Below are 23,055 nucleotides of genomic sequence, written 5' to 3' on the forward strand. Positions count from 1 at the left end.
GCCGGTGGACACTTCGATGAGTCCATACTCATCGGACATAGGTCTACACTCAAGCTGCTCTAAGCATTTCTGCTTATGCCAACTGTCCCGTCGAATTGGGGGGCGCAGTTCATTGACCATTATTGGGTATGTAGCGCCACTATTTCACTCGCTATTCCAATACGACCGTAAGGAGGACGATCACGGTACGGCTGAGGGCACTGATCTGATGGAGGAAAGATATGGCAATCGACTTCACGTTGACCAGTGAACAAAGCGCTATCAGGAAGACGGCACGCGAGTTTGCCCAAGATATTCTCAAGCCCGTTGCCATAGAGGCAGATGCAGAACGTGACCCGCAAAAAGCCTTCTCCATGATGAAGCCTGTATATAGAGAGGCGCATAAACTTGGCCTCACTTTCGGGTTCATTCCGAAGGAATATGGCGGCGCGGGTATCAGCAATGTCGACCTCCAGATTGTTGCTGAGGAAATTTGCGCGGTGGACCCGGGCTTCGGGTGTATTCTGCTCGTCAACGGGCTCGCGCTGCTGCCATTGGTCTGGTACGGCTCGGAAGAACAAAGAAGGAAGTGGTTGTTCGAGGCCACAAGCGATCAGACGGGCGAATATATTGCCGGATACAATGTGAGCGAGTCGGCGGGTACGGCGAACTTTGATCACCCTGGCGCATATCCCTCAGGCATGCAGATGACTGCAGAGCATGACAAGGGGAGGGGCGAATATGTCCTCAGTGGGTCGAAGTACTGGCCGAGCAGTTCGGGAGGTTGGGATCTCAAGGGGGCGAACGTCAACATGTTCATCGTGCGGACGGATCGCCACAAGGGTGGCAAGGAGGGCTTGAGCGCCATACTGGTGCCGCGGGGCACACCAGGCATGACCTTCAAGGCACCAATTGACAAGTTTGGCCACAGAACCAATCAGAACAACTGGATCGAGTGCGATAACTGCCGGGTTCCTGAGGAAAACGTGTTTGCGGTCGGCGATGGCGACCTGATCATCTCAAAGGCATTCACATGGTCCGGCCCAGTTGCCGGCATTGCCGCAGTGGGGGTGGCGCGCGCGGCATATGAATGGACCATGGAGTGGTCAAAAACGTATACTGCTGCCGGCGACAAGCCCATCATGCACCATCAGAATGTCGGTTACGCGCTGGGCGATATAGCCATGCGGATCGAAGCCAGTCGCTATCTCTGTTGGAAGGCGGCGCATTATCTCGACATGTATCAGTCAGAGGGGCAGGCCTTCGGCGCCATGGCCAAGGTATTTTCCTGCGAACTGCTTTTCGATACTGTCTACAAATGCATGCAAATCGCTGGAGTGAACTCGCTGAACAAGGAGTACCCTCTGGAGAGATATTTGCGCGAAGCTGCCGTTTTCCCGATATACGACGCGGGAACGATGGGGATGCAGCGTCGAAAAATCTGGGGAGTCATGGCGGACCCGGATTTCCCCACCAATGCTTTCAGAGACTGCGAGCCCGTCAAGTTCAAGAAATCGATGGAAGGATGGTAAAACTCTACTCTCGCTGACACAGAATTGGCGACAGTTTATGTAGCCGGATTGATCTGCCACGTTCATCCGGCTGCGATGAGAGCCTCAACGGTTTTGAATACGCCCATGGGCGCGGTGTGAGCAACCGGCGCAACGCGAAGCTTTCATCTTGCGCAGCGTTGGAGCCGGTTGCGGCGATGGCCTCGGCGTGGTTTGCCGGATCTGGTATCCGAGTCGGAATGGTTGTAATCGCCTGCCAACTCGGCAATGGCGCTTCGGGCATGATTGAGGCCGAAGAACAGCCTTTCGTCGAACAGTGTAGTGCCGTTCGACCTGTGGTCTTCGACCAGGCAAGGATTGCATTCGAGGTGAACTCTGTTCCTTGGTCAGAGACGATCATGGAAGTGCGGCTGGGTCCAGCATCGGTTCGGCGAGCAGTTTCTTCAGCTTGTCAGTTTCTACCTTGAGTGCCTTCTCAGAGTCTTCCATGCCGTCATCTTTGGCTTTCCAGTTGTAAAAATTCGCATCTGAACTCGCCAACAAGACTGCCCGGATGGTCTGGGCATTGATGACCAGCGGCGAGCGCCGCAGGGAGCCGGTCATCGCATGGACAAGGCGAGGAAACGCCGACGAGGTTGGAAAGGGCGGACAGGAGCTGATGCACCAAGCCGGTTGATACCGCCGGATCAGGAGAACCCAGATCGGATACATGGCCGCACCAACCAGCAACGGCAGTGCTCAAAGAACCCCTTGCCAACGGAGCCGGTGCGGAAGACTTCTAGGTGCTTTCATGACGAATACGGAAACTTTCGCGGGGATCGCGCCGCGCCATCCGCCGACCCAATTTGCATATGAGACCGAATGCAAGCAGGTGCTGGAACCGGTGCTTCTGCAACTGCTCGACAAGGCAGAGGCCGCCGGATGGGACAGGCGCAAGGCGGCCTATGCGCTGATGTTCCTGGCAGTGAAGAACGTGTAGGCCGATTCAAAGGATCATGGGGCCATCGCCCCATCGTCTTTCCGGCGCGACGGGTGGCAGCCACCCTCGCGCCGGTTTTCTTGATCGGGATGGCCGCCTCACCGCTCCGCCTGTTTGGGCATGTGCCGAAGCCCGGTCAGATCACCGAATGTGCAGCGATCCGAATGCCCATCGGCTTGACAAGCGCAGTAAAGCTTTTAACTGATTTGGCATGGAAAAAGTTCTCATGCCCCAGAACGCAGACCGTTCCTCCAAGTCACCCGCGAGCATCGGCACGCGACTCAGACAAAAACGGCTTGATCAGAATATTACTCTCGTAGAACTTAGCAAGAAGTCTGGCGTATCATTTGCCACAATAAGCAAGATCGAGACAGGAAAAGTCTCAGGCGGCTTCCAGACTATCTACAAAATTGCCCGCGGCCTTGGAATACTTGTAACAGACATCATGCGCCACGACGAGCCACAGGAAGAAGAGCTCGTATTCCAGCGACGCTCCCAGATAGAACCGCACTGCACCGTTCTTTACGATTACTACCCGCAGGCTACCCGAACTCATGGCAGGCTCAACCCGAGCATCATGATCATCCACACAAAGAAAGTGCCCGACCGCCTCGACTGGAGCAACCACAAGGGCGAGGAAGTGGTGACCGTCCTTTCCGGCTCAATCGACCTCCACTACGAGGGCCGCGAGCCCTTGCGCTTGGAACAGGGCGACAGTGCCTGTTTCGATTCTGGCGTTGCTCACGCCTATGTCTGCACAAGCGACGAACCCGCCGAGATCATTTTCGTTTCGACGCGGGCGGACGATAGCATTCGAAGCTAAATTTCTCACAAGTGAAAATTTTCATTATTGACAATTTTGGGGTTGCTCCATAGCCTTTCTCCGAGGATTTCAATGCGTTGAAGCCTTTGCAGCCAGTTTGATTGAGGGAGGAAATGACGTGAGATTGAACGGGGGAGTATCGGCGCTTGCCTTTGCGCTCGCCATGGCAACGAGCCTGGTGGGCAAGGCTTCGGCCGACGAGATCATCATCGGCGGCGCACTGAGCCTGACGGGCGTGCAGGCGCCGCTCGACGAAGCGGGCCTCAAGGGCGCGGAAGTTGCCGTCAAGAAGCTGAATGAAGAGGGCGGGCTGCTCGGCAAGCAGATCAAGCTCATCAACATCGACGGCAAGAGCGACCCGGTCACGGTCGGCAACAACGCCATCAACGTCATCGACCAGGGCGCGCAGCTCATCATCGCCCCGTGCGACTTCGACTTCGGCGGCCCAGCCAGCCGCGAGGCGCAGAGCGCCAACATCGTCGGCATCTCCACTTGCGCTTCCGACCCGCTCTACAGCTCCTGGTCGCTCGGCGACAAGCAGTTCACGCTGTCGATGTGGAATACGGCGATGGGTGCCACGGCGGCCGAATACGCCTTCAAGGAACGCGGCTGGAAGAAGGCCTATGTCGTCACCGACCAGTTCATCGCCTACACCAAGAGCCTGAGCAAGTACTTCACCCAGCACTTCAAGGATCTGGGCGGCGAGGTCGTGCTCGAGGACGCCTACACGCAGGGCGCGCAGGACTTCTCCGCACAGCTCGCCCGCCTGCAGGCGCTGCCGGAAAAGCCGGACGTCATCTTCATTTCGTCTTACATGCCCGACCTCGGCACCATCATCCGCGCCATCCGCGAAGTGGGCATCACCACCCCGATCATGGGCGGCGATTCCTATGACGATCCGGGCCTGTTCGAGGCGCTCGGCGAACGCTTCGGCAACGAGATCTATTTCGTCGGCCACACCTGGATGGGCCCCGAGGCGCACCCGGACATGCCGAAGTTCATCGAGCTCTACAAGGCCCAGTACGGCGCCGAGCCGGACACCTCCTTCGTCGCCACCGGCTGGGACACGGTCATGCTGATGGCGCAGGCGGTCAAGATCGCCGGCTCGACCGACGGCGCGGCCGTTGCCAAGGCGCTCGAGGAAAACGAGTTCGACCTGCTGACCGGAAAGCTGTCCTACACCTCTGCCGAACTCGGCCACCAGCCTAACAAGTCGGCGGCGGTCATCGCCATCAATGGCGGCAAGCCTTCCTTCCTGGGATGGCGCCAGGCCGAGAGCCAGCCGGCTCCTTGATTGCAGCACCTGCCTCCGCAGAAAGAGGCAGGCGGATGCGGTGGCACGTGCCCCGCATCCGCATCACGGCAGCGTGCGTCGGCTTGCCGCCGCGGCGCGTCTGCCGTTTCTCGGCGAAGCAGGTTGCCCTATCCGGCACCCCTCATACCAGCTCCGCCACGGCCCCCGAGCCACGTGACTCCGGGGGCCTGTTTTCTCGAATTCGGTAAGACAGCATGGCGAAACCAAGCCTTCGGGCGAATTCAATAGTCGTGGAATTTTCCGGCCTGCGCGCCCTGGACAATGTCAGCCTGACATTGAACCGGGGTGAAATTCTTGGCCTGATCGGTCCCAACGGATCGGGAAAGACCACCTTGATCAACGCTTTGACGGGACAGGTGAAGCCTGTATCCGGATCGGTCTCTTGCGATGACGAGGACATCAGCCTGCTGCTGCCCCGCCAGAGGGCATTGCGCGGCATCATGCGCTCGTTCCAGACCGTTCGCCTGTTTTCAAATCTGACGGTAGGCGAGAACATCGAAGTTGCGGCCATCGCCAAGGGTCTCTCCCGTCGCGCGTCGCGCCCCGTGGTAGACCGGCTTCTGGAGGAATTCTCCCTCACCGCCTATCGCTCCGAGCTTGCCGGCTCGCTCAACTATGGCGACGAGCGCCGGGTGGAGATCGCCCGCGCGCTTGCCGCCGAGCCCAAATACCTGCTGCTCGACGAGCCGGCGGCCGGCATGAACGAGGAGGAATCCGAAACGCTGATGCAGATTCTCGCCCGGCTGCCGAAAGAGCGCGACCTGGGCATCGTCATCATCGACCACGACATGCCGCTCATCATGCGGCTGTGCCACCGCCTGCAGGCCATCGCCCAGGGCAAGACCATAGGCGAAGGCGGGGTTGACGAGGTGCGTCGCCTGCCGGCGGTCATCGAGGCCTATCTCGGAGCCGACGCATTGGAGGCGGAAAGCCATGCTTGAGATCGACGGAATCGAACTGCGCTACGGCGCGGTCAAGGCGGTGCGCGACGTCAGCCTCAAGGTCCAAAAGGGCGAGCTCGTCACGCTGCTGGGCGCGAACGGCGCGGGAAAATCATCGACGCTGAAGTCGATCGCCGGCGTGCTCAAGCCCGTGCGCGGCACGATCCGCCTCAATGGCGAGGACATCTCCAGCCTGTCGCCCGAACAACTCGTGCGGCGTGGCGTTGCCATGGTGCCCGAAACACGGGACGTCTTCCCCGACCTCACGGTCGATGAAAACCTGCAGCTCGGCGCCTTCAGCCGCCGCTGGAAGACCCGCGAGGTGGAGGCCACGCGCCAGCAGATGTTCGAGCTGTTTCCGCTGCTCGCCGAGCGCGTGAAGCAGCCGGCCGGAACCCTGTCGGGCGGACAGCAGCAGCAATTGGTGATCGCGCGGGCAATGATGTCCAACCCGAGCCTGCTGCTCCTTGACGAGCCGTCGCTCGGGCTCGCGCCGGTCATCGTCGACAAGATCTTCGAGATGATCGGGGCCCTGCGCCAGTCGGGCGTCACTATTCTGCTGGTCGAACAGAACGCGACGAAGGCAATGAAGATCAGCGACCGCAATTACGTGCTCTCGCTGGGGCGGGTTGCGGCCGAAGGCACCGCCGCCGAAATCGCCGAGCGGTCCGACCTCAAGTCGATTTATCTGGGGAGCTGAGGCCGATGGGCATCTACATACAATTCCTGATCGACGTGCTCAGCCTCGGCAGCCTCTATGCCCTGATGGCGCTGGGGCTGGTCATCGTCTACGGCATCCTCAAGCTGGTCAACTTCGCCTATGGCGAGCTGATCATGGTAGCCGGCTACACGCTTTTCCTGCTCGGCGGCTCGCCATTCCCGTGGCTGGCCATGGCGATGGTGGCCATTCTGATGGCGGTGCTGACCGGCATCGCCACCGAATACGTCGCCTTCCGGCCTGTGCGCTCGAAATCGGTGACGGCGGTGCTCATCACCTCCTTCGCCTTCTCCACCCTGCTGCAGAACGCAGCACTTCTGTTCATCTCGCCGCGCGCCCGCACCGTGCCGCTCCCTTCGGTGTTTTCCGACACCGTCATGATCGGCGGGGCGATCATTCCGCTGCGCAACATCTTGACCATCGCGGCAGCGGCGCTGTTGCTCACAGTGTTCTCCTTCGTCATGAAGAAGACGGTGCTGGGTCTGGCGATGCGCGCGGCGGCGACGAAATTCACTATGGCCCGCATGCTCGGCATTCCCGCAAATCTGGTCATAACCTCGGCCTTCGCCATCAGCGGCCTGCTGGCTGGCGTCGTGTCGCTGTTCTGGCTCGGCCGCATCGGCTCGGTTGTTCCGGGCATCGGCCTCGAGCCGCTGCTGGTCGCCTTCATCGCCACCGTCATCGGCGGCATGCGCAGCCTGCAGGGGGCTGTCGTGGGCGGGTTCTTGCTGTCGCTGATCGTGACCACGTTGAACTATTCGCTCCCGCCCGAGCTGTTGAAGTTCCGCGATGCATTCACCTTCTCCCTGGTCATCCTGATCCTGCTGTGGCGGCCCGATGGGCTGATCAAGGGACCGGCGACCGGACAGCGGACCTAACAGGCAAAATGACGATGAATAACAGCAAGCTCATCACCCTCGCCGCCGTCATCACGCCCGTCGTGCTGCTGGCGCTCGCCTCGGCTGCGCTCGGCTTTCCGGTGTTCGAACGCATCGCGACCCTGCTTCTGATCAATATGATCCTGGTTCTGGGTCTGCAGGCGTTCATGGGCAATTCCGGCATCCTGTCGTTTGCCCACATCGCCTTCATGGGGATTGGCGCATACACGTCGTCGCTGTTCACCATTCCCCTGCAGATGCGCGGAATGGTGCTGCCGGACCTCTACCTGGTGGTCAAGCCGATCCTGCTCAGCCCCTATATCTCGATCGCCATAGGCGCGCTTTTCGCCATGCTGGTTGCGGCATTGGTGGCCTATCCGCTGATGCGGCTGTCCGATGCCGCCGCCGTTATCACCTCCTTTGCCCTGCTGGTCGTCATGCACACCATCATGGTCAACTGGAGCGAGGTCACCAACGGGCCGCGCACCCTGTTCGGCGTGCCCAAGGCAACCACGGTCTATCTGGCCGCCTGCGGCGCCATCCTCGCCGCGATCGTGGCCCTGTGGTTCAAGGAATCGCGCACCGGCCTTCTGTTGCGTGCTGTGCGCGACGACGAGGTGGCGGCAGGCGCCATGGGCGCCAACCTGTCGCTGCTGCGTTGGCGCGGCTTCGTGCTCAGCGCGCTGATGGCCGGCTTTGCCGGCGGCCTGTGGGCGCATTTCATCACCTCCTTCCAGCCCTCGGCGTTCTATTTGAAGGAGACCTTCGTGATCCTGGGCATGCTGGTCATCGGCGGCTCGGCCACGGTGTCGGGCGCGGTGCTGGGAACGTTCCTGGTGACTTTCGCCTTCGAGACGCTGCGCGCCACGGAGAACGCCCTGAACAGCTCGTCAGTCTTTCCGTTGCAGCTGGTCGGTCTCACCGAGATCGTCCTGGCGCTGGCGATGATCATCGTGCTCGTGCTGCGCCCCAGCGGCATCATCGGCGCCGAGGAGTTCGGCGCCATCGTTCAGAAATGGCGGCGCCGCGGCTGAGACCAGCCCGAGCCCGCACCAATTTCATCCCTCGTTTATTTGGAGACTGCCATGAGCTGGAAGACGAATTATCGCTCGTTCTATTATCAGGGAGCCCCGGAACCCGACGATATCGTCTTTGACCCGTCCGAAACCGCGCTGCTCGTCGTCGACGTGCAGGGCATCTACCTGGTCCCGTCCGAAGACCCCGAACAGCGCGACCGCTGGGAACCCTTCCGCGAACGCATGAACGAGGTGGTCATCCCCAACATCGCCAGGCTGGTTGAAGACAGCCGCGCCCAGGGCGTGGAGGTCATGTATGCCCGCATCGCCTGCATGAAGAATGACGGTCGCGACCGTTCGCTCAGCCAGAAGAAGCCGGGCTGGAACTATCTGCTGCTGCCCAAGGATTCCGAAGAATCCCGGATCGTGCCCGAACTGGAGCCGAAGGACGACGAAATCGTCTTCTGCAAGACCACCGACAGCGCCCTCACCGGCACCAACATGCGGCTGATCCTGCAGAACATGGGCGTCAAGAACGTCATCGTCGTCGGCATCTTCACCGACCAGTGCATTTCCTCCACGGTGCGCAGCCTCGCGGACGAGAGCTTCAACGTGGTCGTCGTGGAAGACTGCTGCGCCGCGGCCACCAAGCAGCTGCACGACCATGAGCTGGAGATCATCAACATGATCTACTGCCATGTCGCCTCGCTGGAAGAGACGCTGGGCTTCCTGAAGCCGGCGAACTAAGTGGACCAACACGGGGCCGGTTAGCGCCCGGCCCTGTGCTCTCCTATGGAGGCAGTCTCCTGCCGCGACGCGGTCAATAGAGATTGCGATAGAGCTCGCTCACCGCCTGCTGGTCGAGACCCTTGAGCCTTGTCAGCTCCGTGCGCTTGACCGCCAGAAAGCAATCGACCAGCGATTTTGCAAACCAGCCGGTCACCGTCTCGTCGGCTTCCAGGGTTTGCAGGCTGTCCTCCAGACTCACCGGCAGTCGGGAAAGGCGGTGGAACTCGTGCTGCTCAGGCGACAGTTCCTCCGGATTGGTGGCGGTCAGCGGCGGAAGCTCGTATCCGTTCTTCAGCCCCTCGAGCCCGGCGTAGATCAGGGCGGCCAGCGCCAGATATGGATTGGCCGAGGCGTCTGCGGCGCGATATTCGACGTTGAGCTGGTCGGCCGGGGCCCGCTCGGACATTTTCAATATAGGGCAGACCCGCAAGGTCGCCTCGCGGTCCTGCCGGGCAAGCCAGGTGTAGGATGAGGCCCAGCTGTAAGGCTTCAGGCGATAATAGGACGGCGCGCTGGAGGCGGTGAACGCCAGAAATGCCGGCAGATGATGCAGAATGCCGGCGCAGAACGCTGCCGCCTGCGGCGAAAGATGCGCCGGGCCCTCGGCGTCGTAGGTCACGGCTCTTCCTGTCCCATCCATCAGGCTGAAGTGGATGTGCACGCCGTTGCCGACGTGATCGAGGAAGGGTTTTGGAGAAAAGCTCGCCTGCCGGCCACAGTTGCGCGCGAGTTCGCGGGTGATCTCGCGCACCGCAATCGCCCGGTCGGCCGCCGCAACCGGATCGGCCGGCGAGGTGCTGACCTCGATCTGCCCCGGACCAACCTCCGCCAGAATGACTTCGGGGTTGAGCCCGGCCTCCTGCAATGCCGCCATCAGGCGCGGCGCGAGGGGGTCGGCCTGCCGAAGCGCGGCAAAGGACAGGGAGTGCCCCAGTGTCCCCTCCTGCCCCAGGAGATAAAATTCCTGCTCGAACGACGCCTTGAGCGAAAGCCCCGTCGCGGCCTCAAGTGCCGCCTGCGCACTTTTCAGAATGGTGCGCGAGCAGGCAGCCCAGGGACTGCCGTCGATCTCCACCAGGTCGCCGATGATCATGTCGAAGGGAGTTTCGCTGCCCGTTCCATTGCAGCGAAAGCGGGCATTGAAATCGGGAATGAGGCGCAGGTCGCCGCCCGAACCCCAGATGTTGGGCTCCGCGCCAACGCTGAACGCCGTCAGCGACAGGTTGGTCTGTATCCAGCCGACCCCGGTGGCGGCAATCTTCTCGAGCTTGCTTTCGGCAACAAATCGCCCCCGGGTGATCGCGGCCAGATCGGTCGTCACCACACCTGTGAGCGGTTCGAGCAAGCCTGCCATGTAAAATTCTCCACCAAGCCGTGCAGTTCCGCACATACCGCATGTCGATCCGGAAACACCCATGGAAAATCGACGCAGGGGCAGTGCGGATACCTTACACCCCGCAGTCGTAAGGCCCCGGGGTCCCGCGTATCTTGCTACCGAGGGATGCGAAAGTCCGATCCCGACGAGGGAATGCAGGATTAGCTCGCGTCCGACTACTCGGGGCGCATGTCTCCCCCTTGCTCAGCACGCCGGCAGTTTCAGGCTTTGGTTATGACGGACTGTTCTTTGGCGCCGCCGTGGTCCTGTTCACTATGGCCACATTAGTCTTGGGTAGCACCGCGATGCGATGGCGTTAGGCACCTCGACTTACCTTAGTAAACTGCAGCAGTTGGGCATGGGAGGATATCCAATCGCGGATTCCCGGAGCGTTGGGCGAGGCCCAGATCAGCTTCAAACCTGGCCTGGGGCGCGATGGTTGGGGGCGCCTTATTAGACATTCCGACCAACTGGTCGTCTCTCGCAACCGCGATCGGCGGCAGAATGTCGGCCTTCCAGTCCCATCATCTGCAAACCGGACTTTCCGGAAACGGCCCGATGCTGCCGTCAGCAACGCGCCCGATGTCGGTCGTTGAGGCAAACTTTGCCTTCGCTCGGAAGCGGACATTACTGGATTGCGAAGTTCTTTGGCTCAGGACGCCAACGCCCCAAAGATCGGCGCAATAGACCCAACCAGTTCCCATCCTGTCTCGGGAGGGCGTGGTTGGATATTCGGTGCCACCCTCGGGTCGATATCCGGGACAATTGAGCCTGCAAGCCGAGCACCAGGACCACCAACCCTCGCTGAGGTTCTGGCCTACGAAGCCGGCGGCGGACGATTGTCACAGTTCATGCGGAAACCCGACACGGTCCAGCGGCCAGACCGGACGGCGGACGCGAACATAGGGTCGAAGGTGCGCCTGCGGAGTGGCGAGCGCTCCGGTGTCGCAGACGATCACCCGCCCTGCGACCGGCTCGAAGGCGGCGCGGAAATGCTGCATCGACTTCACCACCAGAAAGCGCAGTCGCGAGGGCTCGATGCCGAAGGTGCGCACCTGTTGGAGGTCAAGCATCTGCCCCGGCAAGGTGACGATGAGGATATCGATCCCCTTCACGCGAAACACGGCGGTCTGGCCGAAGCTGTGGGTGATACCGCCAAGGATCGGCCCGTCGCCGGTATAGGTGCCCTCCGACAGGTGAACGATCTCACCCGTTAAAGTAAGCGGGCCGCCGCCGAAGGCCGGGTCGCACTTGCCGCCGATCGCCAACGTCACGGTCTCGCCGACCGCGTGCCGATGAAGTTCCGCTGCGGCGGCCGGGTCGATCATCGGCGCAAAGGCCCCTCCCGCGGCACCAACCTTCAGAAGAGCGGCGAGAAGCGCGGTGGCATCCCCATAGGCGCCGGCGCCCGGGTTGTCGGCATAGTCGGCGATCACCAGAGGCCCCTGGGATGAATCGAAGTCGCGGGCGATGGCGGCAGCCTCGGTCGGGCTGAGAAAATCGTTCGAGGTCTGCCCACGGCCCTCCCAGATGGCGTGGGCGAGGTCCTCGGCGATTTCGCCGGCGCGCGGGCCGGCGCCTTCGTCATGCGTCACCAGAACGGTCGGACCCATCTCCTCGATATCGGCTTCCGAAAAGCCGGCGTTGATCGAGACGGCGAGGATCCCCAGTTCGGCCTCAAAGGCGCTGGCGCGGGTGTAGAGAGCCGCCGTCTGCGGCACATCGGTGCGGCCGGCATTGGCCTCGTCGAGCATCGGACGGTGGGCGCGCAGCGTGCGCGGCCGGACCGACCCGCGCATCGCCGCATCGAGAAGCCGGCCGGCATGGCGGCCGGTCTCGCGCATGTCGACATGCGGATAGGTCTTGTAGCTGACAAATATCTGCGCCTGCTCCACCATCGCGGGCGTCACCATGGCGTGCAAGTCCAGCGTGACGGCGATGGGAAGTGCGTCACCTAGGATCGCACGCAGGCGGGCAAGAAGCTCCCCCTCGCCGTCCTCGCAGAACGTGGGCACCATGGAGCCGTGCAGGCTGAGTGCCACGCCATCGAGCGTGGCGCGATGAGTGCGGGCAGCCTCGCAGATGATCCCAGCGATGTGGTCGAAGGCTTCGCGCGATACGCGCCCCCCCGGCGTGGCATGGGCTGAAACGGCGTGGGTCACGCGCCAGCCGGCCTCTCGGCCCGCGTCGAGGAACCCCGCCAGTTCGTCATTTACGTCCCCGAACCGGTCGATGGCCGCCTGGCCGATATCGAGGACACCGTCGCGGAAGTCCTGAAGTGTGGTCTCGCCCTTCTTGAAGGTATTGCTTTCGTGGACGAAGGCGGCGGTAAGGACGTGGAATGGCATCGGATGTGGCTTTCAAAGAGGATGGAAGCAGGCAACGGGATGGGCCGGGTCCTGTGACAGCACCGGCCGCTCGCTGCGGCAGCGGTCAGACGCAAAGGCGCAGCGCGTCGCAAAGGCGCATCCCGCAGGCAAGGCAAAGGGACTGGGAATCTCACCGCCAAGCGGCGCGATTTCGCGCCGGCGGGCCGGATCGGGAGCAAAGCCCGACCGCATCAGCGCATCGGTATAAGGGTGGCGCGGCGCGGCGTTGGTATCCGGCAGCACCTCGACCACCGAGCCGAGATACATCACCACGATGCGGTCGCAGAAATAGCGCACGAGGCCGAGGTCGTGGCTGATGAACAGGTAGGTCAGCCCCATTTTGTCGCGCAGATCGGCGAGAAGCGCGATGATCTGCGCCTGGATCGAGACGTCGAGCGAGGCGGTCGGCTCGTCCAGCACGACGAAATCGGGGCGCAGGGCCAGGGCGCGGGCGATGCCGACGCGCTGGCGCTGCCCGCCGGAAAGCTGGTGCGGGTAACTGGTCGCAAGCGTTTCCGGCAAGCCGACGGCGGCGAGCATGGCGGCCACGGCATCCGGCGGCATGACACGGCCCTGCACACGGAAGGGCTCGGCCAGCACCCTGGCCAAGGTGAACCTCGGATCAAGACTTGAATAGGGGTCCTGAAAGACCATCGCCATGCGCTTACGCATCGCGCGCAGGGCGGACGCCGACAGGGCGGTCAGTTCGGTGTCGTCAAAGACGACGCGACCGCTGGTCGCTTCGATCAGCCGCAGGATCAGGCGGGCCAGCGTGGACTTGCCGCAGCCGCTCTCGCCGACCACGCCCAGCACTTCGCCACGGGCGATTTCCAGCGAGACATCGCGTACCGCGATCATGGCGCGCTCGCGTGAGAACAGGCCACCGCCGGACCGGAAGCGTTTCGTCAGCCCTTCGATGCGGAGCAGGGGGGCGGTCACGGCGCGGTCCCTGCGTGGTGGCAGGCGACGCTGGCCGCGTCCCGGTGTAGAAGCGGCGGGGCGTTGTCCCGGCAGATTCCGGTCGCCCGCCGGCAGCGCGGATGAAAGCGGCAGCCGGTCGGGAAGGCGAGGGCCGAGGGCACTGCGCCGGGAATGCCGCGAAGGCTGCCCCTGGCGGTCCCTTCCTGCGGGATGCAGTCGATCAGGGCGGCGGTATAGGGATGGGCGGGGGCCGCGAAAATCGGGCCGACCGGCCCCTCTTCGGCCAGGCGGCCGCTATAGAGCACCGCGACCCGGTCGCAGATCTGCGCGATGACTCCCATGTCATGCGTGATAAGCAGCAGCGCCAGCCCGCGGTCGCGCACCAGAGCGCCGAGTATCTGGATGATCTGGGCCTGCACCGTGACATCGAGCGCCGTGGTCGGCTCGTCGGCGATGATCAACTCGGGTTCGCCGGCAAGCGCCATGGCGATCACGATGCGCTGCTTCATGCCGCCGGAAAGCTGGTGGGGATAGGCATCGACCACGGCTGCCGCGTCGGGAATGCGCAACTGGGTCAACAGGTCCAGCGTGCGGGCGCGCGCCGCGGCTTTCGTCAGGTGAAGGTGCAGGCGCGATACGATATCGACCTGCGCCCCAATCCGCTGCACCGGGTCGAGGGCGGTCATCGGGTTCTGGGTAACGAAACCGATGCGCCGGCCGCGCAGCGCGCGGCGTTCGGCCTCGCTCATCGCGGCCATGTCCCGTCCGGCAAAGCGCACCTCGCCTTCCGTGACGCGCCCGCCGATCAGCGGCAACAACCCCATCGCGGCCATGGTGGTCAGCGACTTGCCCGAGCCGCTTTCACCGACGAGGCCGAGGATTCGGCCGGCTTCGACGCTGAGGCTGATGCGGTCGAGGAGCGCCACATTGCCGATGGCGACGCTGACGCCCGAGAGTTCCAGAAGCGGACTCATCCGGCACCCCGCAGCTTCGAACGGATATCGAGTTCGGAGATCAGCGCATCGCCGTAAAGGTTGATCGCCAGCACCGTCGCCGCCACGGCAAGGCCCGGAAAGATGATGATCCAGGGCGCCTTGAACATCAGCGCCGAGCCGGCTGACATCATGCCGCCCCAGGAGGGCACCGGCGGCTGCGCGCCAAGGCCGAAAAAGCCGAGCGTCGCTTCGAGGATGATCGCATCGCCCGTGGCCAGCATCGCCGCGACGAGGACGGGGGCGAACGCGTTGGGCAACAGGTGGCGCAGCAGGATATGCGTGTTGCCGGCCCCGAGACTGCGCGCCGCCTCGACAAAGGTCTCCCCCTTCAGCGTCATGATCTGGGCCCGGGTCAGGCGGGTGAACTGCGCCAGATAGGCAACAGCGATGGCGATCATGGTGCCAGTGGTGCCGGGGCCGATGATGGCGACCAGGATCAGCGCGATCAGGATCTCCGGGAAGGACCAGGTCAGGTCGACGACCACCGTCACCGTGCGGTCGAACCGGCCGCCAAACCACGCCGCGGCCGCGCCGAGCACCATGCCGCATGCCACCGATAGCGATATGGCGGTGGCGCTGACCGAAAGCGATGTGCGGGCGCCGTACATAAGGCGGGTCAAAAGGTCCCGCCCGAACTCGTCCGTGCCCAGCCAATGGGCCGCCGAGGCCGAGCCATAGGCCTCCTTCAAGGCCTGCGCGTCATAGGCATAGGGCGAGATCACCGGGGCGAAAAGCGCCGCTGCGACGATAAGGATGAGCCACGCGCCGGCGATGCCGCCGACCGGCCAGCGCAGCGCACGCAACGGGGCAGGCCACGCGCTCATGCCATCGCCGCCCTGACGCGCGGATCCATCATCGCCTGCAGGACGTCGCCCAGGAGCGTGCCCAGCATCACCGCCATCGCCAGCATCAGCAGGCACGCCTGCACCACCGGGTAGTCATGCTGACCGAGCGACTTGATCAGCAGGGTCCCGAGACCCGGACGGGCAAACACCACCTCGACGGTGATCGCTCCGCCGAGGATCCAGCCGATCCTAAGCGCGAGGATCGTCACCACCGGGATCAGCGCGTGGCGAAGGACGTGAAGGAGTTCGATGCGCCACGGCGGCAGGCCCTTGGCATGCAGAAGCGTGACGAAGTCCTGCCTGACGGCCTCGATCATCGCCACGCGGGTGATGCGCGTGACCAGCGCGGTGCCGCCGAGGCCGATCGTCAGCACCGGAAGCACCAGCGAGTTCCAGCCGCGCGCGCCGGAAACCGGGAACCATCCCATCCAGACTGAAAAGATCAGCATCAGGATCAGCCCCAGCCAGAAGTTGGGCATGGTGGAGCCAACGAGCACGCCACCCATGATGGCGCGATCCGGCCAGCGGTCGCGCCAGAGCGCCGCGATGATCCCTAGCGTTATCCCTACGACACTCGAGAAAAGCAGCGCCAGGCCGCCCAGGCGCAAGGAATGCGGCATCGCCTGCGCGATCAGTTCGGCAACCGGCCGGCGCGCCACGATGGCCGTGCCGAGATCCCCCTGGAGCACCTTTCCAAGCCAGATGCCGTATTGCACCGGCAGCGCCCGATCGAGACCGTAGCGCGCCTCCATCTCGGCGCGGGCCGAAGCCGGCGACCCGACCTTCAACAGGTTGTCGATTGGGTCGCCGGGTATGAAGTGGAGAATGGAGAAGATCACCACCGACACGGCCAGGAAAACCGGCACGAGCATCAGCACACGGCGGATCAGCCACGGCAGCATGCCGGTCCTCCCTTGCCGCCGTCGCGCCTACTCCTTCACCTCCATGTCCATTATCGCCACCGTGCTGATGCCCGGTGCATTGATCTCTTCAGGCATGACCAGGCGGTCCTTGTTGTAGGCGACCGCCTGGACTGGCTGATAGATCGGCGCCATCGGGAACTGGGTCAGCACATAGTCATGATAGGTGGTGAAATTCGCCACGCGCTCCTCCATGTTTTTCGAGCCGGTCATGGCTCTTGCGCGCAGTTCTTCCGCCTTGGGGTCGTTGAACATGGAAACGTTGGGATAACCCAGCCGGTCGGCACCGAAGAACCAGTCGACGATGTCGGCATTGTCCCAGTTATAGGAACGCACGGCCAGTTGCTGGTTGCCGGTCTTGTACTGGTCGCGGATCATCGAACTGTCGAAGGTGGTGATGTCGGCTTCGATACCAACCGCCTTCAACTGCGCCTGGATCACTTCGGAGAGGCGGCGGAAGATTGAATCCGACTGCGTCCACAGGCTGACCTTCAGGGGGGCTCCGTCCTTGGCCCTCACGCCGTTTTCACCCATCTGCCAGCCGGCCTCGTCCAGCAGCGCCTTCGCGCGGTCAGGATCGTAGTGGATCCTGGCGCTGTCGGAGACATGGCTTTCCGGCAAGGCCGAAATCAGGAACGTGTCGGCCACGGATCCGACTCCCCCGAAAACCGAGGCCAGGATTTCTTCCTGGTTGATCGCCTTGGAGGCCGCCTCGCGCACGCGGATGTCGTCGAAGGGGGCCTTCGTGACATTGATCGGCATGTAGTAGACGTCCTCGCCGGGCATGGTCAGGACGGCGAGGTTCGCGCTCTTCTCCACCTCGGTAGTGAGGTCGGCGGGAACGCTCAGCAGTAGGTCGACGCCGCCGGTCTTGAGTTCCAGCAGCGCCGTCGAATCCTCGGCGATTTCGCGCAGCGTCAGCTTGGCGATCTTCGCCGGCCCGGCGTTCTTGGCCAGAGACGGACCCCAATTGTAATCGTCGTTGCGAACAAGCACCGTCTCCTGGCCGATCGTAAAGCTTTCCAGCTTGAACGGACCGGTGCCATACACCTCGGTCACGCCGAAATTCTCGCCGAGCGCGGCCCTGGACTCCGGTTCGACGACCGACATGTAGCTCGAAGACAGATTGTAGAGCAGGTTGGGCTCCGGCCGCGCCATCACGAACTTCACCGTGTCGCCGTCGATCACCTGAACCTCGGCGATCGCCTCGCTCATATAGGCGTTCTCGCTGGCCTTGAACTGTTCCAGCCAGGCCTTGACCGCACCGGAGTCGAACGGCTTGCCGTTGTGGAATGTCACGCCCTTCTTGAGATGAAACGTCCAGGCCATGCCGTCCGGCGCTTCTTCCCAGCTTTCCGCAAGCCAGGGGTGATAGGACAGGTCCGCTGCCTGGCTCACCAGGCGGTCGAAGATCAGGACCGTCCCGCGGCCCAGATTGTTAGCCCGGATCGGATCCAGCGTCGGTATCCCCACTTCGCTGTTGGGAGCGACGAAAACCGCCTCCTGGGCCTGGGCGGCGAAGATCGCGGCAAGGCTGACGGAGGCTGAGATCAAGGTCTTGCGGAAGGGAAAGGTCATGGCGTTTCCTCTGTGTTGGAACCTGTGGTTCACTTTTTGCCCGGACTGCGCCCGGGAACGATATGGCCGACGAACTCGTCGTAGAGGGCTGAAACGCGGGCAATCCTGGTTTCGACGTCGGCCCCCAGCTCGCGAAAGACGCCATTCACCATCAGCCCTATCAGGGAGGACATGGCCGAGGTGGCGTCCCAGAATTGATTGAGATCGGTCGGCACGGCGAACAGTTCGGTAACGACGCCGGGCGCCCAGTCGCAATAGGGATCGGTGATCAGCGTCACCGGAATCCCCTCGTCGCGCGCGGCCAATGCCAGATCGTGCGTCAGGCGCGAATAGCGCAACCCATCGATCAGGACGAGCGTGGTCTCGGCCGCTTCTCCCAGCAGAATTTCCGCGAAATGGCCGCCCGCGACATCTGCCAGATGCACGCCTGGCCGTAGATACTGCAGGTTGTGGGCCAACTCGACAGCGTGGCCGCGCTCCGTTTGGAACCCCGCGATGAAGACCGAGCGCCGCCGCGCCAGCCGCTCGATCGCCGCCTCGAAGGCCGGCGTCGCCGCAAGCTCGTATACGGTGACAAGCGCGGCAATCTCGCGTTCCAGCGCCCGCGCGAGTTCCGCCCCGCCTTCGCGACTGCGGCGGTGGAAATCCTTCAGCCGATCGCCGATGAGCCAGGGCTTGTCGCCCAGATCCGCCTGGAGGCCGGATTTCATGTCCTTGAGATGGCGGTAGCCGATGGAACGGCAGAACCGACCGACAGAGGCCTCGGACACCCCCACCTTGCGGGCAAGCGTCGCCGCGGTCTCGAATGGCAGCGACGACTGGTTGGCCAGCAGATAATGCGCCAGCGCGCGCTCCGAAGGCGTGCCGCCTTCCACGGCTGCGGTCAGACGGTCATGTAGATTGCCGTCAAAGGCCGTCCGATCGGCCGTACCGTTAGATTGCGCCTCCTGCGAGCGGCCCACCGGCTCTCCCCTCCCGTGTTAGTTGACTGAGCGTGACAGGAATCTTTCACCTCGTCAACAATGCAAGTAAACTGTAAGGATGCTTCGGAAGCGCACTGCTGAGGATGCCCGCCATGCCCGATTTCACGTCCACCCGCCTGCCCCTTCGCATCGACGGCGCCGAATTGCGCCTGGTGCGGCTGCCGCTGGTGAACCCGTTCACCATCGCCACCGGTACGATGACCGAGAAGATTTTCCCGCTGCTGATCCTTCGCTCGGGCGGGCTGGAAGGTTACGCCGAGGGGGTGATGGACACGCTGCCCGATTATCTGGAAGAGACGGTAACCGGGGCGATGGACCTTCTGGCGACCGTGCTTTTGCCGCAGGTTCTGGGTAAGGCGTTCGCCCATCCGTCATCGCTGGCGCGGGCTCTCGCGCCATGGCGCGGCAACTTAATGGCCCGGGCGACGCTGGAGATGGCCTTCTGGGACCTGTGGGCCAAGGCGCTGGACATGCCGCTCCAGACCGTCCTCGGCGGCGAGGGCGAGGCGGTGGACGTCGGCGTCTCGCTTGGCATCGCGCCGATAGCCGCGACGCTGGACAGCGTCGCCTCCCATGTGCGGCAGGGCTACAGGCGGATCAAACTCAAGGTGATGCGCGGCCACGACATCGCGCTCCTCAAGGCCGTTCGGCAGGAATTCCCGGACGCCCATCTGACCGCGGATGCGAATTGCAGCTACACGCTGGCCGATAGCGACCTGATCCGGCGAATGGATGAATTCGACCTCGACTACATCGAGCAGCCGCTGGCCTGGGACGACATCCACGATCACGCCACGCTGCAATCGCGCGTCCGCACGCCGATCTGCCTCGACGAATGCATCCGCACGGTGGAGCACGCGCGCAAGGCGCTGCAAACGGATGCGGCACGGGTGATCAACATCAAGGTCGGGCGGGCCGGCGGCCATGCGGCGGCGCGCGCCATCCACGATCTGTGCGAAGCCTTCTGCGTGCCGGTCTGGTGCGGAGGAATGCTTGAATCGGGCATTGGCCGGGCGCATAACATCCACCTCTCGACGCTGCCGAATTTTACAAAGCCCGGCGACACCTCCTCGGCCAGCCGCTATTTTACCCGCGACATCATCGAGCAGAAACTCGAAGCCCGGGATGGACGGATGCCGGTGCCTGAAGGTCCCGGGATCGGCGTTACGCTGGACCAGCATTATCTCGCCACCGCCACCCTGTCGCGGCAGGAATTTCGGCCATGAGCGGCGTTGTCCTGCGCGAACTGTCCGGCATGGCGGAATTCCGCGCTGCCGAGGCCCTTCAGCGCGAAGTCTGGGGTCAGGGCGACCTGCCCGATCCGGCCGATTTGATGATGGTGATCCAGGCCGAAGGCGGCCTCGCCGGCGGCGCCTTTGCGGAGGGGCAGCTTCTCGGCTACGTCTTCGGCTTTCCGACGCGCGACCCTTCGATCCAGCATTCGCATCGGCTCGCCGTACGGCCGATGGCGCGCGGCGCCGGCCTCGGCGTCAGCCTCAAGCGCTATCAACGCAGCTGGTGCCTGGCGCGGGGCATCACCCTGATTCGCTGGACATTCGATCCTTTGCGCGCAGTGAACGCCGTCTTGAATATCCATCAGTTGGCGGCGACCTCGAACACCTATCTCGAGGATTATTATGGCGAGATGGAAGGGATCAACCGCGGCCTCGCTTCCGACCGGCTTCTGGTGGACTGGCACCTCGAAGCCCCGGTGGTCGCCGCCTTGGCGCGGGGTGGGCAGCGCCCTTTGCAGCCAGCCACACCGCTACCGCTTTCCCTTCCGAAAGACCTCGAGCAACTGACGAAAACGGCGCCCGGTCACGCCCGCGACCTGCGCAACCGGCTACGCGATCTGTTGCAGACGGCATTCGCAAAGGGGCGCTCGATCGTTGATTTCGACAGGAACAAACGGTGCTATCTTCTGGCCGATGAGCAATCGAGCACGGCTGACGATTCTGGCCGGAAGCGATGCGGCTGTAAGGGATGACGGCAGGTTAACCTGATGATGTCACGCCTTGAAAAGGTAGGAAAGCTCGGGCCACCCCGGGCACCGCCGCGCCGCGGGTTGCCCGGCGGGGCTTCGGCTCACGCTCTATTCGCAGGAGATGCGCGCTAACCTTCTCGTCGAGGCGTTGCGCACTCAGCCGTTACTGCTGACGGCGTTCGCGCTGCAGATCGACGACTTCGCTGCCTCTCCCCGCACCCGCGGATGATATTGAGGCGCTGCTGCGTTGGATCAGCGTCCAACGCGCGGCGGCCACCAACTCGGCCCCTACGGCATGCGCAACATGAGGATGGTCCCGTCGTGATTACCACCCTTGCCGATTTGCTCGGCGAACTCGCCCGAGCAGAAGCGGAGAAGCTCGGCAAGAGCGATATCAAGCATCCGACCTTGATCGGCGGCATGTATGAGGGGTTGACCCGCGAATTGCTCCTCCACACGGTCCCGGACGGCCTGGACCTTCACGTTGTCGATGGACTCGTGGTAGATGGGCGCGGCGGCACTAGCGGTCCCAATCTCGTCGTGGCGAAGGGCGGATCGCTCGTGAAGCTGAGCGGGTACCCTTATCGCGCTCCGCGGCAGACGAACGGACGCTGGCCGATCATGGCCCGCTCTCTCACCTGAACCCGCTGCTGCTCGTCCTCGAGCTGCTGTGGACTCGGCTGTCCTACGATCACTCCGTTGAGCCGTTGTTTGGTGAGGACCTCGACGTCGAAGCTTTGGCGCCGCTGCTGGACGCGGAGCCAGCTCAGTCTGCCGCCTCTCCTTCGGGCTGGGGATGGCGATACCACAGCTATGATCTGACGAACAAACAGCTTGCCGATGGCCCCAACCGGGAAGCTTGGTCGCCCGTTGAATTGGACGCGACTCAATTCGTGATTATGTGTCGCGAGGACATCGACGCAGACGATCCTGATTTTCTCAGCTTCATAGCAAGTGAAGGGCTCGACGCTGAAGCGTTCATCGACAGGCTGATCGCGACCACGCTGGTTGCTCGGAACGGGCGGTTGTTGACTCTCACAACCGAAGAGTGCTCCTGCCGGACGGGCGCCGGATCGCAGGGGAGAACAACACTGGTCGCTTGACCCGGTGGATGAGCCGCTTCATGGAACAACGCCGGTCGGCACCGACACCTAGCTACGGGTCAGGTCCGATGTCCTAGAAGGGTCCGCGGGCCGGCGGTAGGCAACGTCTGCTCCATCGCGGCGCTGACCCGGAAGCTGCCGGTCGGCTTTCGGCCCAGCCCCGACATCTCGGCGTTTAGAATTTGGCTGCAATAAAGCCTAATTACAGAATCTCCGTAGGCGTCCGTGGTATTATCGACTAGGCTGGCAAACCCAATTCCAACCAATACGCGAACGGGTTTTTCGAAAGGCTGCGAAAGCATCGGGACCCGCCCGCGCGGTCTGCCGATCAAGGGTGTGGGCCTCTCGGGCCAGCGGGCTTGAGCCGCCGGGCCATGCCGTCGTCGGGCATCGATAAACGTTGAGAGTGGTCCCGGAACTGCAAAGGGACAACGTTAGGCGGTTTGTCACTTCGCTGCGACTTAGAATGCGTAGGCCCCTCTAGAATGCGTCTACGGTGAAAACAGCCGGAATATTTTTCTTTCGTGCCATTGTCGGCGTCGGCAGCGGCATGGCGGCGCTCCGTCAAAACGGCGATGATGGAAATGCCGCCTCGGCCGATGCGCAGCGTGTGCAGAAGCGCGGCCCCATCAGGGGCAGTTCCCCTCGGTCACGCTGTCGTTCAATCGGGCGCCGGGGATGTCGCTCGGCCAGGCGGTGGGCGCCATGTTCTTCCTGAATGTCTTCGACTTCGACCTCACCATGATGGCGATCCTAGGAAGGCGGGCACTATGGCGGGTCTCCCGCCAGCATGAATTCATCTGATTGGAATATATAACTTTTCTGACATGATTGGCGGAGAGGGAGGGATTATCCCCCAGATAGCCCTGCGATACCCGCGTTTCCAAGGCCTCTGGTAAAAGCCCATCTGCATTGCGGAAATTGCGATACCCGGCGATGTACCCGAAGCGATACCCGCATGGCAAGGGTCATTCTCCGGAGCGCACTAGCAGCCTTGATCCTGGCCCGTATCTGAAGCGGCTAGGCGGAAGAA

23 protein-coding genes and 1 pseudogene are annotated in these 23,055 nt (G+C 62.9%); 14 read left to right on the forward strand and 10 right to left on the reverse strand.

Features of this window, described 5'->3' with window-relative positions; all coding sequences use genetic code 11:
• Positions 1-221 precede the first annotated feature (221 nt).
• On the forward strand, positions 222-1,511 hold the full coding sequence (locus AC3A4H_RS20705; protein WP_487768397.1) for an acyl-CoA dehydrogenase family protein: 1,290 nt from the start codon (positions 222-224) through the stop codon (positions 1,509-1,511).
• 62 nt (positions 1,512-1,573) lie between these two features.
• On the opposite strand, the pseudogene AC3A4H_RS20710 reads toward AC3A4H_RS20705, so the two are convergent.
• Positions 1,574-1,899: pseudogene (locus AC3A4H_RS20710) on the reverse strand (IS3 family transposase); the annotation flags it as partial.
• Positions 1,887-2,201 carry a hypothetical protein gene (locus AC3A4H_RS20715; RefSeq protein WP_487768398.1) on the reverse strand — a complete coding sequence of 105 codons (315 nt, stop codon included), beginning with the start codon at positions 2,199-2,201 and terminating at the stop codon, positions 1,887-1,889. The pseudogene AC3A4H_RS20710 and the gene AC3A4H_RS20715, both read right to left, overlap by 13 nt.
• Before the next feature lie 79 nt (positions 2,202-2,280).
• On the opposite strand from AC3A4H_RS20715, the gene AC3A4H_RS20720 reads away from it, so the two are divergent.
• The 8 genes from AC3A4H_RS20720 to AC3A4H_RS20755 all read left to right on the forward strand — a co-directional run bounded on the left by AC3A4H_RS20720 (position 2,281) and on the right by AC3A4H_RS20755 (position 8,907).
• On the forward strand, positions 2,281-2,469 hold the full coding sequence (locus AC3A4H_RS20720; RefSeq protein WP_487768399.1) for a hypothetical protein: 189 nt from the start codon (positions 2,281-2,283) through the stop codon (positions 2,467-2,469).
• A 211-nt stretch (positions 2,470-2,680) separates the two neighbouring features.
• Positions 2,681-3,292, forward strand: a complete 612-nt coding sequence (locus AC3A4H_RS20725) for a helix-turn-helix domain-containing protein (RefSeq protein ID WP_487768400.1) — start codon at positions 2,681-2,683, stop codon at positions 3,290-3,292.
• Positions 3,293-3,455: 163 nt separating this feature from the next.
• Positions 3,456-4,586, forward strand: coding sequence for an ABC transporter substrate-binding protein (locus AC3A4H_RS20730; RefSeq protein ID WP_487768495.1), 1,131 nt, complete (start codon positions 3,456-3,458; stop codon positions 4,584-4,586).
• A 215-nt stretch (positions 4,587-4,801) separates the two neighbouring features.
• Complete coding sequence (locus AC3A4H_RS20735) at positions 4,802-5,548, forward strand: ABC transporter ATP-binding protein (protein ID WP_487768401.1); 747 nt, start codon at positions 4,802-4,804, stop codon at positions 5,546-5,548.
• Positions 5,541-6,248 carry an ABC transporter ATP-binding protein gene (locus AC3A4H_RS20740; protein ID WP_487768402.1) on the forward strand — a complete coding sequence of 236 codons (708 nt, stop codon included), beginning with the start codon at positions 5,541-5,543 and terminating at the stop codon, positions 6,246-6,248. Before AC3A4H_RS20735 ends, AC3A4H_RS20740 begins: the two co-directional genes overlap by 8 nt.
• Positions 6,249-6,253: 5 nt before the next feature.
• Positions 6,254-7,144: a branched-chain amino acid ABC transporter permease gene (locus tag AC3A4H_RS20745; protein ID WP_487768403.1), complete on the forward strand. Its 891-nt coding sequence runs from the start codon at positions 6,254-6,256 to the stop codon at positions 7,142-7,144.
• A 14-nt stretch (positions 7,145-7,158) separates the two neighbouring features.
• Positions 7,159-8,178: a branched-chain amino acid ABC transporter permease gene (locus tag AC3A4H_RS20750; RefSeq protein ID WP_487768404.1), complete on the forward strand. Its 1,020-nt coding sequence runs from the start codon at positions 7,159-7,161 to the stop codon at positions 8,176-8,178.
• Positions 8,179-8,229: 51 nt separating this feature from the next.
• The gene (locus tag AC3A4H_RS20755; protein WP_487768405.1) at positions 8,230-8,907 is read left to right on the forward strand and encodes a cysteine hydrolase family protein; all 678 of its coding nucleotides are present in this window, start codon (positions 8,230-8,232) and stop codon (positions 8,905-8,907) included.
• Positions 8,908-8,980: 73 nt separating this feature from the next.
• On the opposite strand, the gene AC3A4H_RS20760 is transcribed toward AC3A4H_RS20755, so the two are convergent.
• The 8 genes from AC3A4H_RS20760 to AC3A4H_RS20795 form a co-directional block, all read right to left on the reverse strand.
• Entirely contained in the window at positions 8,981-10,303 is a 1,323-nt protein-coding gene (locus tag AC3A4H_RS20760; RefSeq protein ID WP_487768406.1) for a glutamine synthetase family protein, read from the reverse strand.
• 863 nt (positions 10,304-11,166) lie between these two features.
• Positions 11,167-12,672, reverse strand: coding sequence for a M81 family metallopeptidase (locus AC3A4H_RS20765; RefSeq protein WP_487768407.1), 1,506 nt, complete (start codon positions 12,670-12,672; stop codon positions 11,167-11,169).
• A gap of 12 nt (positions 12,673-12,684) precedes the next feature.
• Entirely contained in the window at positions 12,685-13,632 is a 948-nt protein-coding gene (locus AC3A4H_RS20770) for an ABC transporter ATP-binding protein (RefSeq protein WP_487768408.1), read from the reverse strand.
• Positions 13,629-14,588 (reverse strand): ABC transporter ATP-binding protein, encoded by a 960-nt coding sequence (locus tag AC3A4H_RS20775; RefSeq protein ID WP_487768409.1) that lies wholly within the window; start codon positions 14,586-14,588, stop codon positions 13,629-13,631. The genes AC3A4H_RS20770 and AC3A4H_RS20775 overlap by 4 nt, the downstream gene beginning before the upstream one ends.
• Complete coding sequence (locus AC3A4H_RS20780) at positions 14,585-15,433, reverse strand: ABC transporter permease (RefSeq protein ID WP_487768410.1); 849 nt, start codon at positions 15,431-15,433, stop codon at positions 14,585-14,587. Before AC3A4H_RS20780 ends, AC3A4H_RS20775 begins: the two co-directional genes overlap by 4 nt.
• The gene (locus AC3A4H_RS20785) at positions 15,430-16,356 is read right to left on the reverse strand and encodes an ABC transporter permease (protein WP_487768411.1); all 927 of its coding nucleotides are present in this window, start codon (positions 16,354-16,356) and stop codon (positions 15,430-15,432) included. The genes AC3A4H_RS20780 and AC3A4H_RS20785 overlap by 4 nt, the downstream gene beginning before the upstream one ends.
• 27 nt (positions 16,357-16,383) lie before the next feature.
• Positions 16,384-17,952 (reverse strand): ABC transporter substrate-binding protein, encoded by a 1,569-nt coding sequence (locus AC3A4H_RS20790; protein ID WP_487768412.1) that lies wholly within the window; start codon positions 17,950-17,952, stop codon positions 16,384-16,386.
• Between the two features lie 29 nt (positions 17,953-17,981).
• Positions 17,982-18,914, reverse strand: coding sequence for a MurR/RpiR family transcriptional regulator (locus tag AC3A4H_RS20795; protein ID WP_487768413.1), 933 nt, complete (start codon positions 18,912-18,914; stop codon positions 17,982-17,984).
• Between the two features lie 113 nt (positions 18,915-19,027).
• Here AC3A4H_RS20795 and menC point away from each other — a divergent pair, with 113 nt between their 5' ends.
• The 5 genes from menC to AC3A4H_RS20820 all read left to right on the forward strand — a co-directional run bounded on the left by menC (position 19,028) and on the right by AC3A4H_RS20820 (position 22,826).
• Entirely contained in the window at positions 19,028-20,161 is a 1,134-nt protein-coding gene (menC, locus tag AC3A4H_RS20800; protein ID WP_487768414.1) for an o-succinylbenzoate synthase, read from the forward strand.
• Positions 20,162-20,190: 29 nt separating this feature from the next.
• Positions 20,191-20,922, forward strand: a complete 732-nt coding sequence (locus AC3A4H_RS20805; protein WP_487768415.1) for a GNAT family N-acetyltransferase — start codon at positions 20,191-20,193, stop codon at positions 20,920-20,922.
• Between the two features lie 318 nt (positions 20,923-21,240).
• Positions 21,241-21,561, forward strand: a complete 321-nt coding sequence (locus AC3A4H_RS20810) for a hypothetical protein (protein WP_487768416.1) — start codon at positions 21,241-21,243, stop codon at positions 21,559-21,561.
• Positions 21,562-21,626: 65 nt separating this feature from the next.
• Positions 21,627-22,022 carry a hypothetical protein gene (locus AC3A4H_RS20815; RefSeq protein ID WP_487768417.1) on the forward strand — a complete coding sequence of 132 codons (396 nt, stop codon included), beginning with the start codon at positions 21,627-21,629 and terminating at the stop codon, positions 22,020-22,022.
• A 678-nt stretch (positions 22,023-22,700) separates the two neighbouring features.
• Positions 22,701-22,826, forward strand: coding sequence for a hypothetical protein (locus AC3A4H_RS20820; RefSeq protein WP_487768418.1), 126 nt, complete (start codon positions 22,701-22,703; stop codon positions 22,824-22,826).
• Positions 22,827-23,055 lie beyond the last annotated feature (229 nt).

Source organism: Pseudaminobacter sp. Soil_N_29, assembly GCF_057656055.1.

Excerpts from the sequence above, each read along its gene's own strand:
- AC3A4H_RS20715 (WP_487768398.1), bottom strand. The coding sequence starts at position 2,201 with ATGTATCCGATCTGGGTTCTCCTGATCCGGCGGTATCAACCGGCTTGG.
- AC3A4H_RS20755 (WP_487768405.1), top strand. The coding sequence starts at position 8,230 with ATGAGCTGGAAGACGAATTATCGCTCGTTCTATTATCAGGGAGCCCCG.
- AC3A4H_RS20775 (WP_487768409.1), bottom strand. The coding sequence starts at position 14,588 with ATGAGTCCGCTTCTGGAACTCTCGGGCGTCAGCGTCGCCATCGGCAAT.
- AC3A4H_RS20780 (WP_487768410.1), bottom strand. The coding sequence starts at position 15,433 with ATGAGCGCGTGGCCTGCCCCGTTGCGTGCGCTGCGCTGGCCGGTCGGC.
- AC3A4H_RS20720 (WP_487768399.1), top strand. The coding sequence starts at position 2,281 with ATGACGAATACGGAAACTTTCGCGGGGATCGCGCCGCGCCATCCGCCG.
- AC3A4H_RS20745 (WP_487768403.1), top strand. The coding sequence starts at position 6,254 with ATGGGCATCTACATACAATTCCTGATCGACGTGCTCAGCCTCGGCAGC.
- AC3A4H_RS20735 (WP_487768401.1), top strand. The coding sequence starts at position 4,802 with ATGGCGAAACCAAGCCTTCGGGCGAATTCAATAGTCGTGGAATTTTCC.
- AC3A4H_RS20740 (WP_487768402.1), top strand. The coding sequence starts at position 5,541 with ATGCTTGAGATCGACGGAATCGAACTGCGCTACGGCGCGGTCAAGGCG.
- AC3A4H_RS20790 (WP_487768412.1), bottom strand. The coding sequence starts at position 17,952 with ATGACCTTTCCCTTCCGCAAGACCTTGATCTCAGCCTCCGTCAGCCTT.
- AC3A4H_RS20730 (WP_487768495.1), top strand. The coding sequence starts at position 3,456 with ATGGCAACGAGCCTGGTGGGCAAGGCTTCGGCCGACGAGATCATCATC.
- AC3A4H_RS20725 (WP_487768400.1), top strand. The coding sequence starts at position 2,681 with ATGGAAAAAGTTCTCATGCCCCAGAACGCAGACCGTTCCTCCAAGTCA.
- AC3A4H_RS20785 (WP_487768411.1), bottom strand. The coding sequence starts at position 16,356 with ATGCTGCCGTGGCTGATCCGCCGTGTGCTGATGCTCGTGCCGGTTTTC.
- menC (WP_487768414.1), top strand. The coding sequence starts at position 19,028 with ATGCCCGATTTCACGTCCACCCGCCTGCCCCTTCGCATCGACGGCGCC.
- AC3A4H_RS20750 (WP_487768404.1), top strand. The coding sequence starts at position 7,159 with ATGAATAACAGCAAGCTCATCACCCTCGCCGCCGTCATCACGCCCGTC.
- AC3A4H_RS20820 (WP_487768418.1), top strand. The coding sequence starts at position 22,701 with ATGTCGCTCGGCCAGGCGGTGGGCGCCATGTTCTTCCTGAATGTCTTC.
- AC3A4H_RS20805 (WP_487768415.1), top strand. The coding sequence starts at position 20,191 with ATGGCGGAATTCCGCGCTGCCGAGGCCCTTCAGCGCGAAGTCTGGGGT.
- AC3A4H_RS20760 (WP_487768406.1), bottom strand. The coding sequence starts at position 10,303 with ATGGCAGGCTTGCTCGAACCGCTCACAGGTGTGGTGACGACCGATCTG.
- AC3A4H_RS20705 (WP_487768397.1), top strand. The coding sequence starts at position 222 with ATGGCAATCGACTTCACGTTGACCAGTGAACAAAGCGCTATCAGGAAG.
- AC3A4H_RS20765 (WP_487768407.1), bottom strand. The coding sequence starts at position 12,672 with ATGCCATTCCACGTCCTTACCGCCGCCTTCGTCCACGAAAGCAATACC.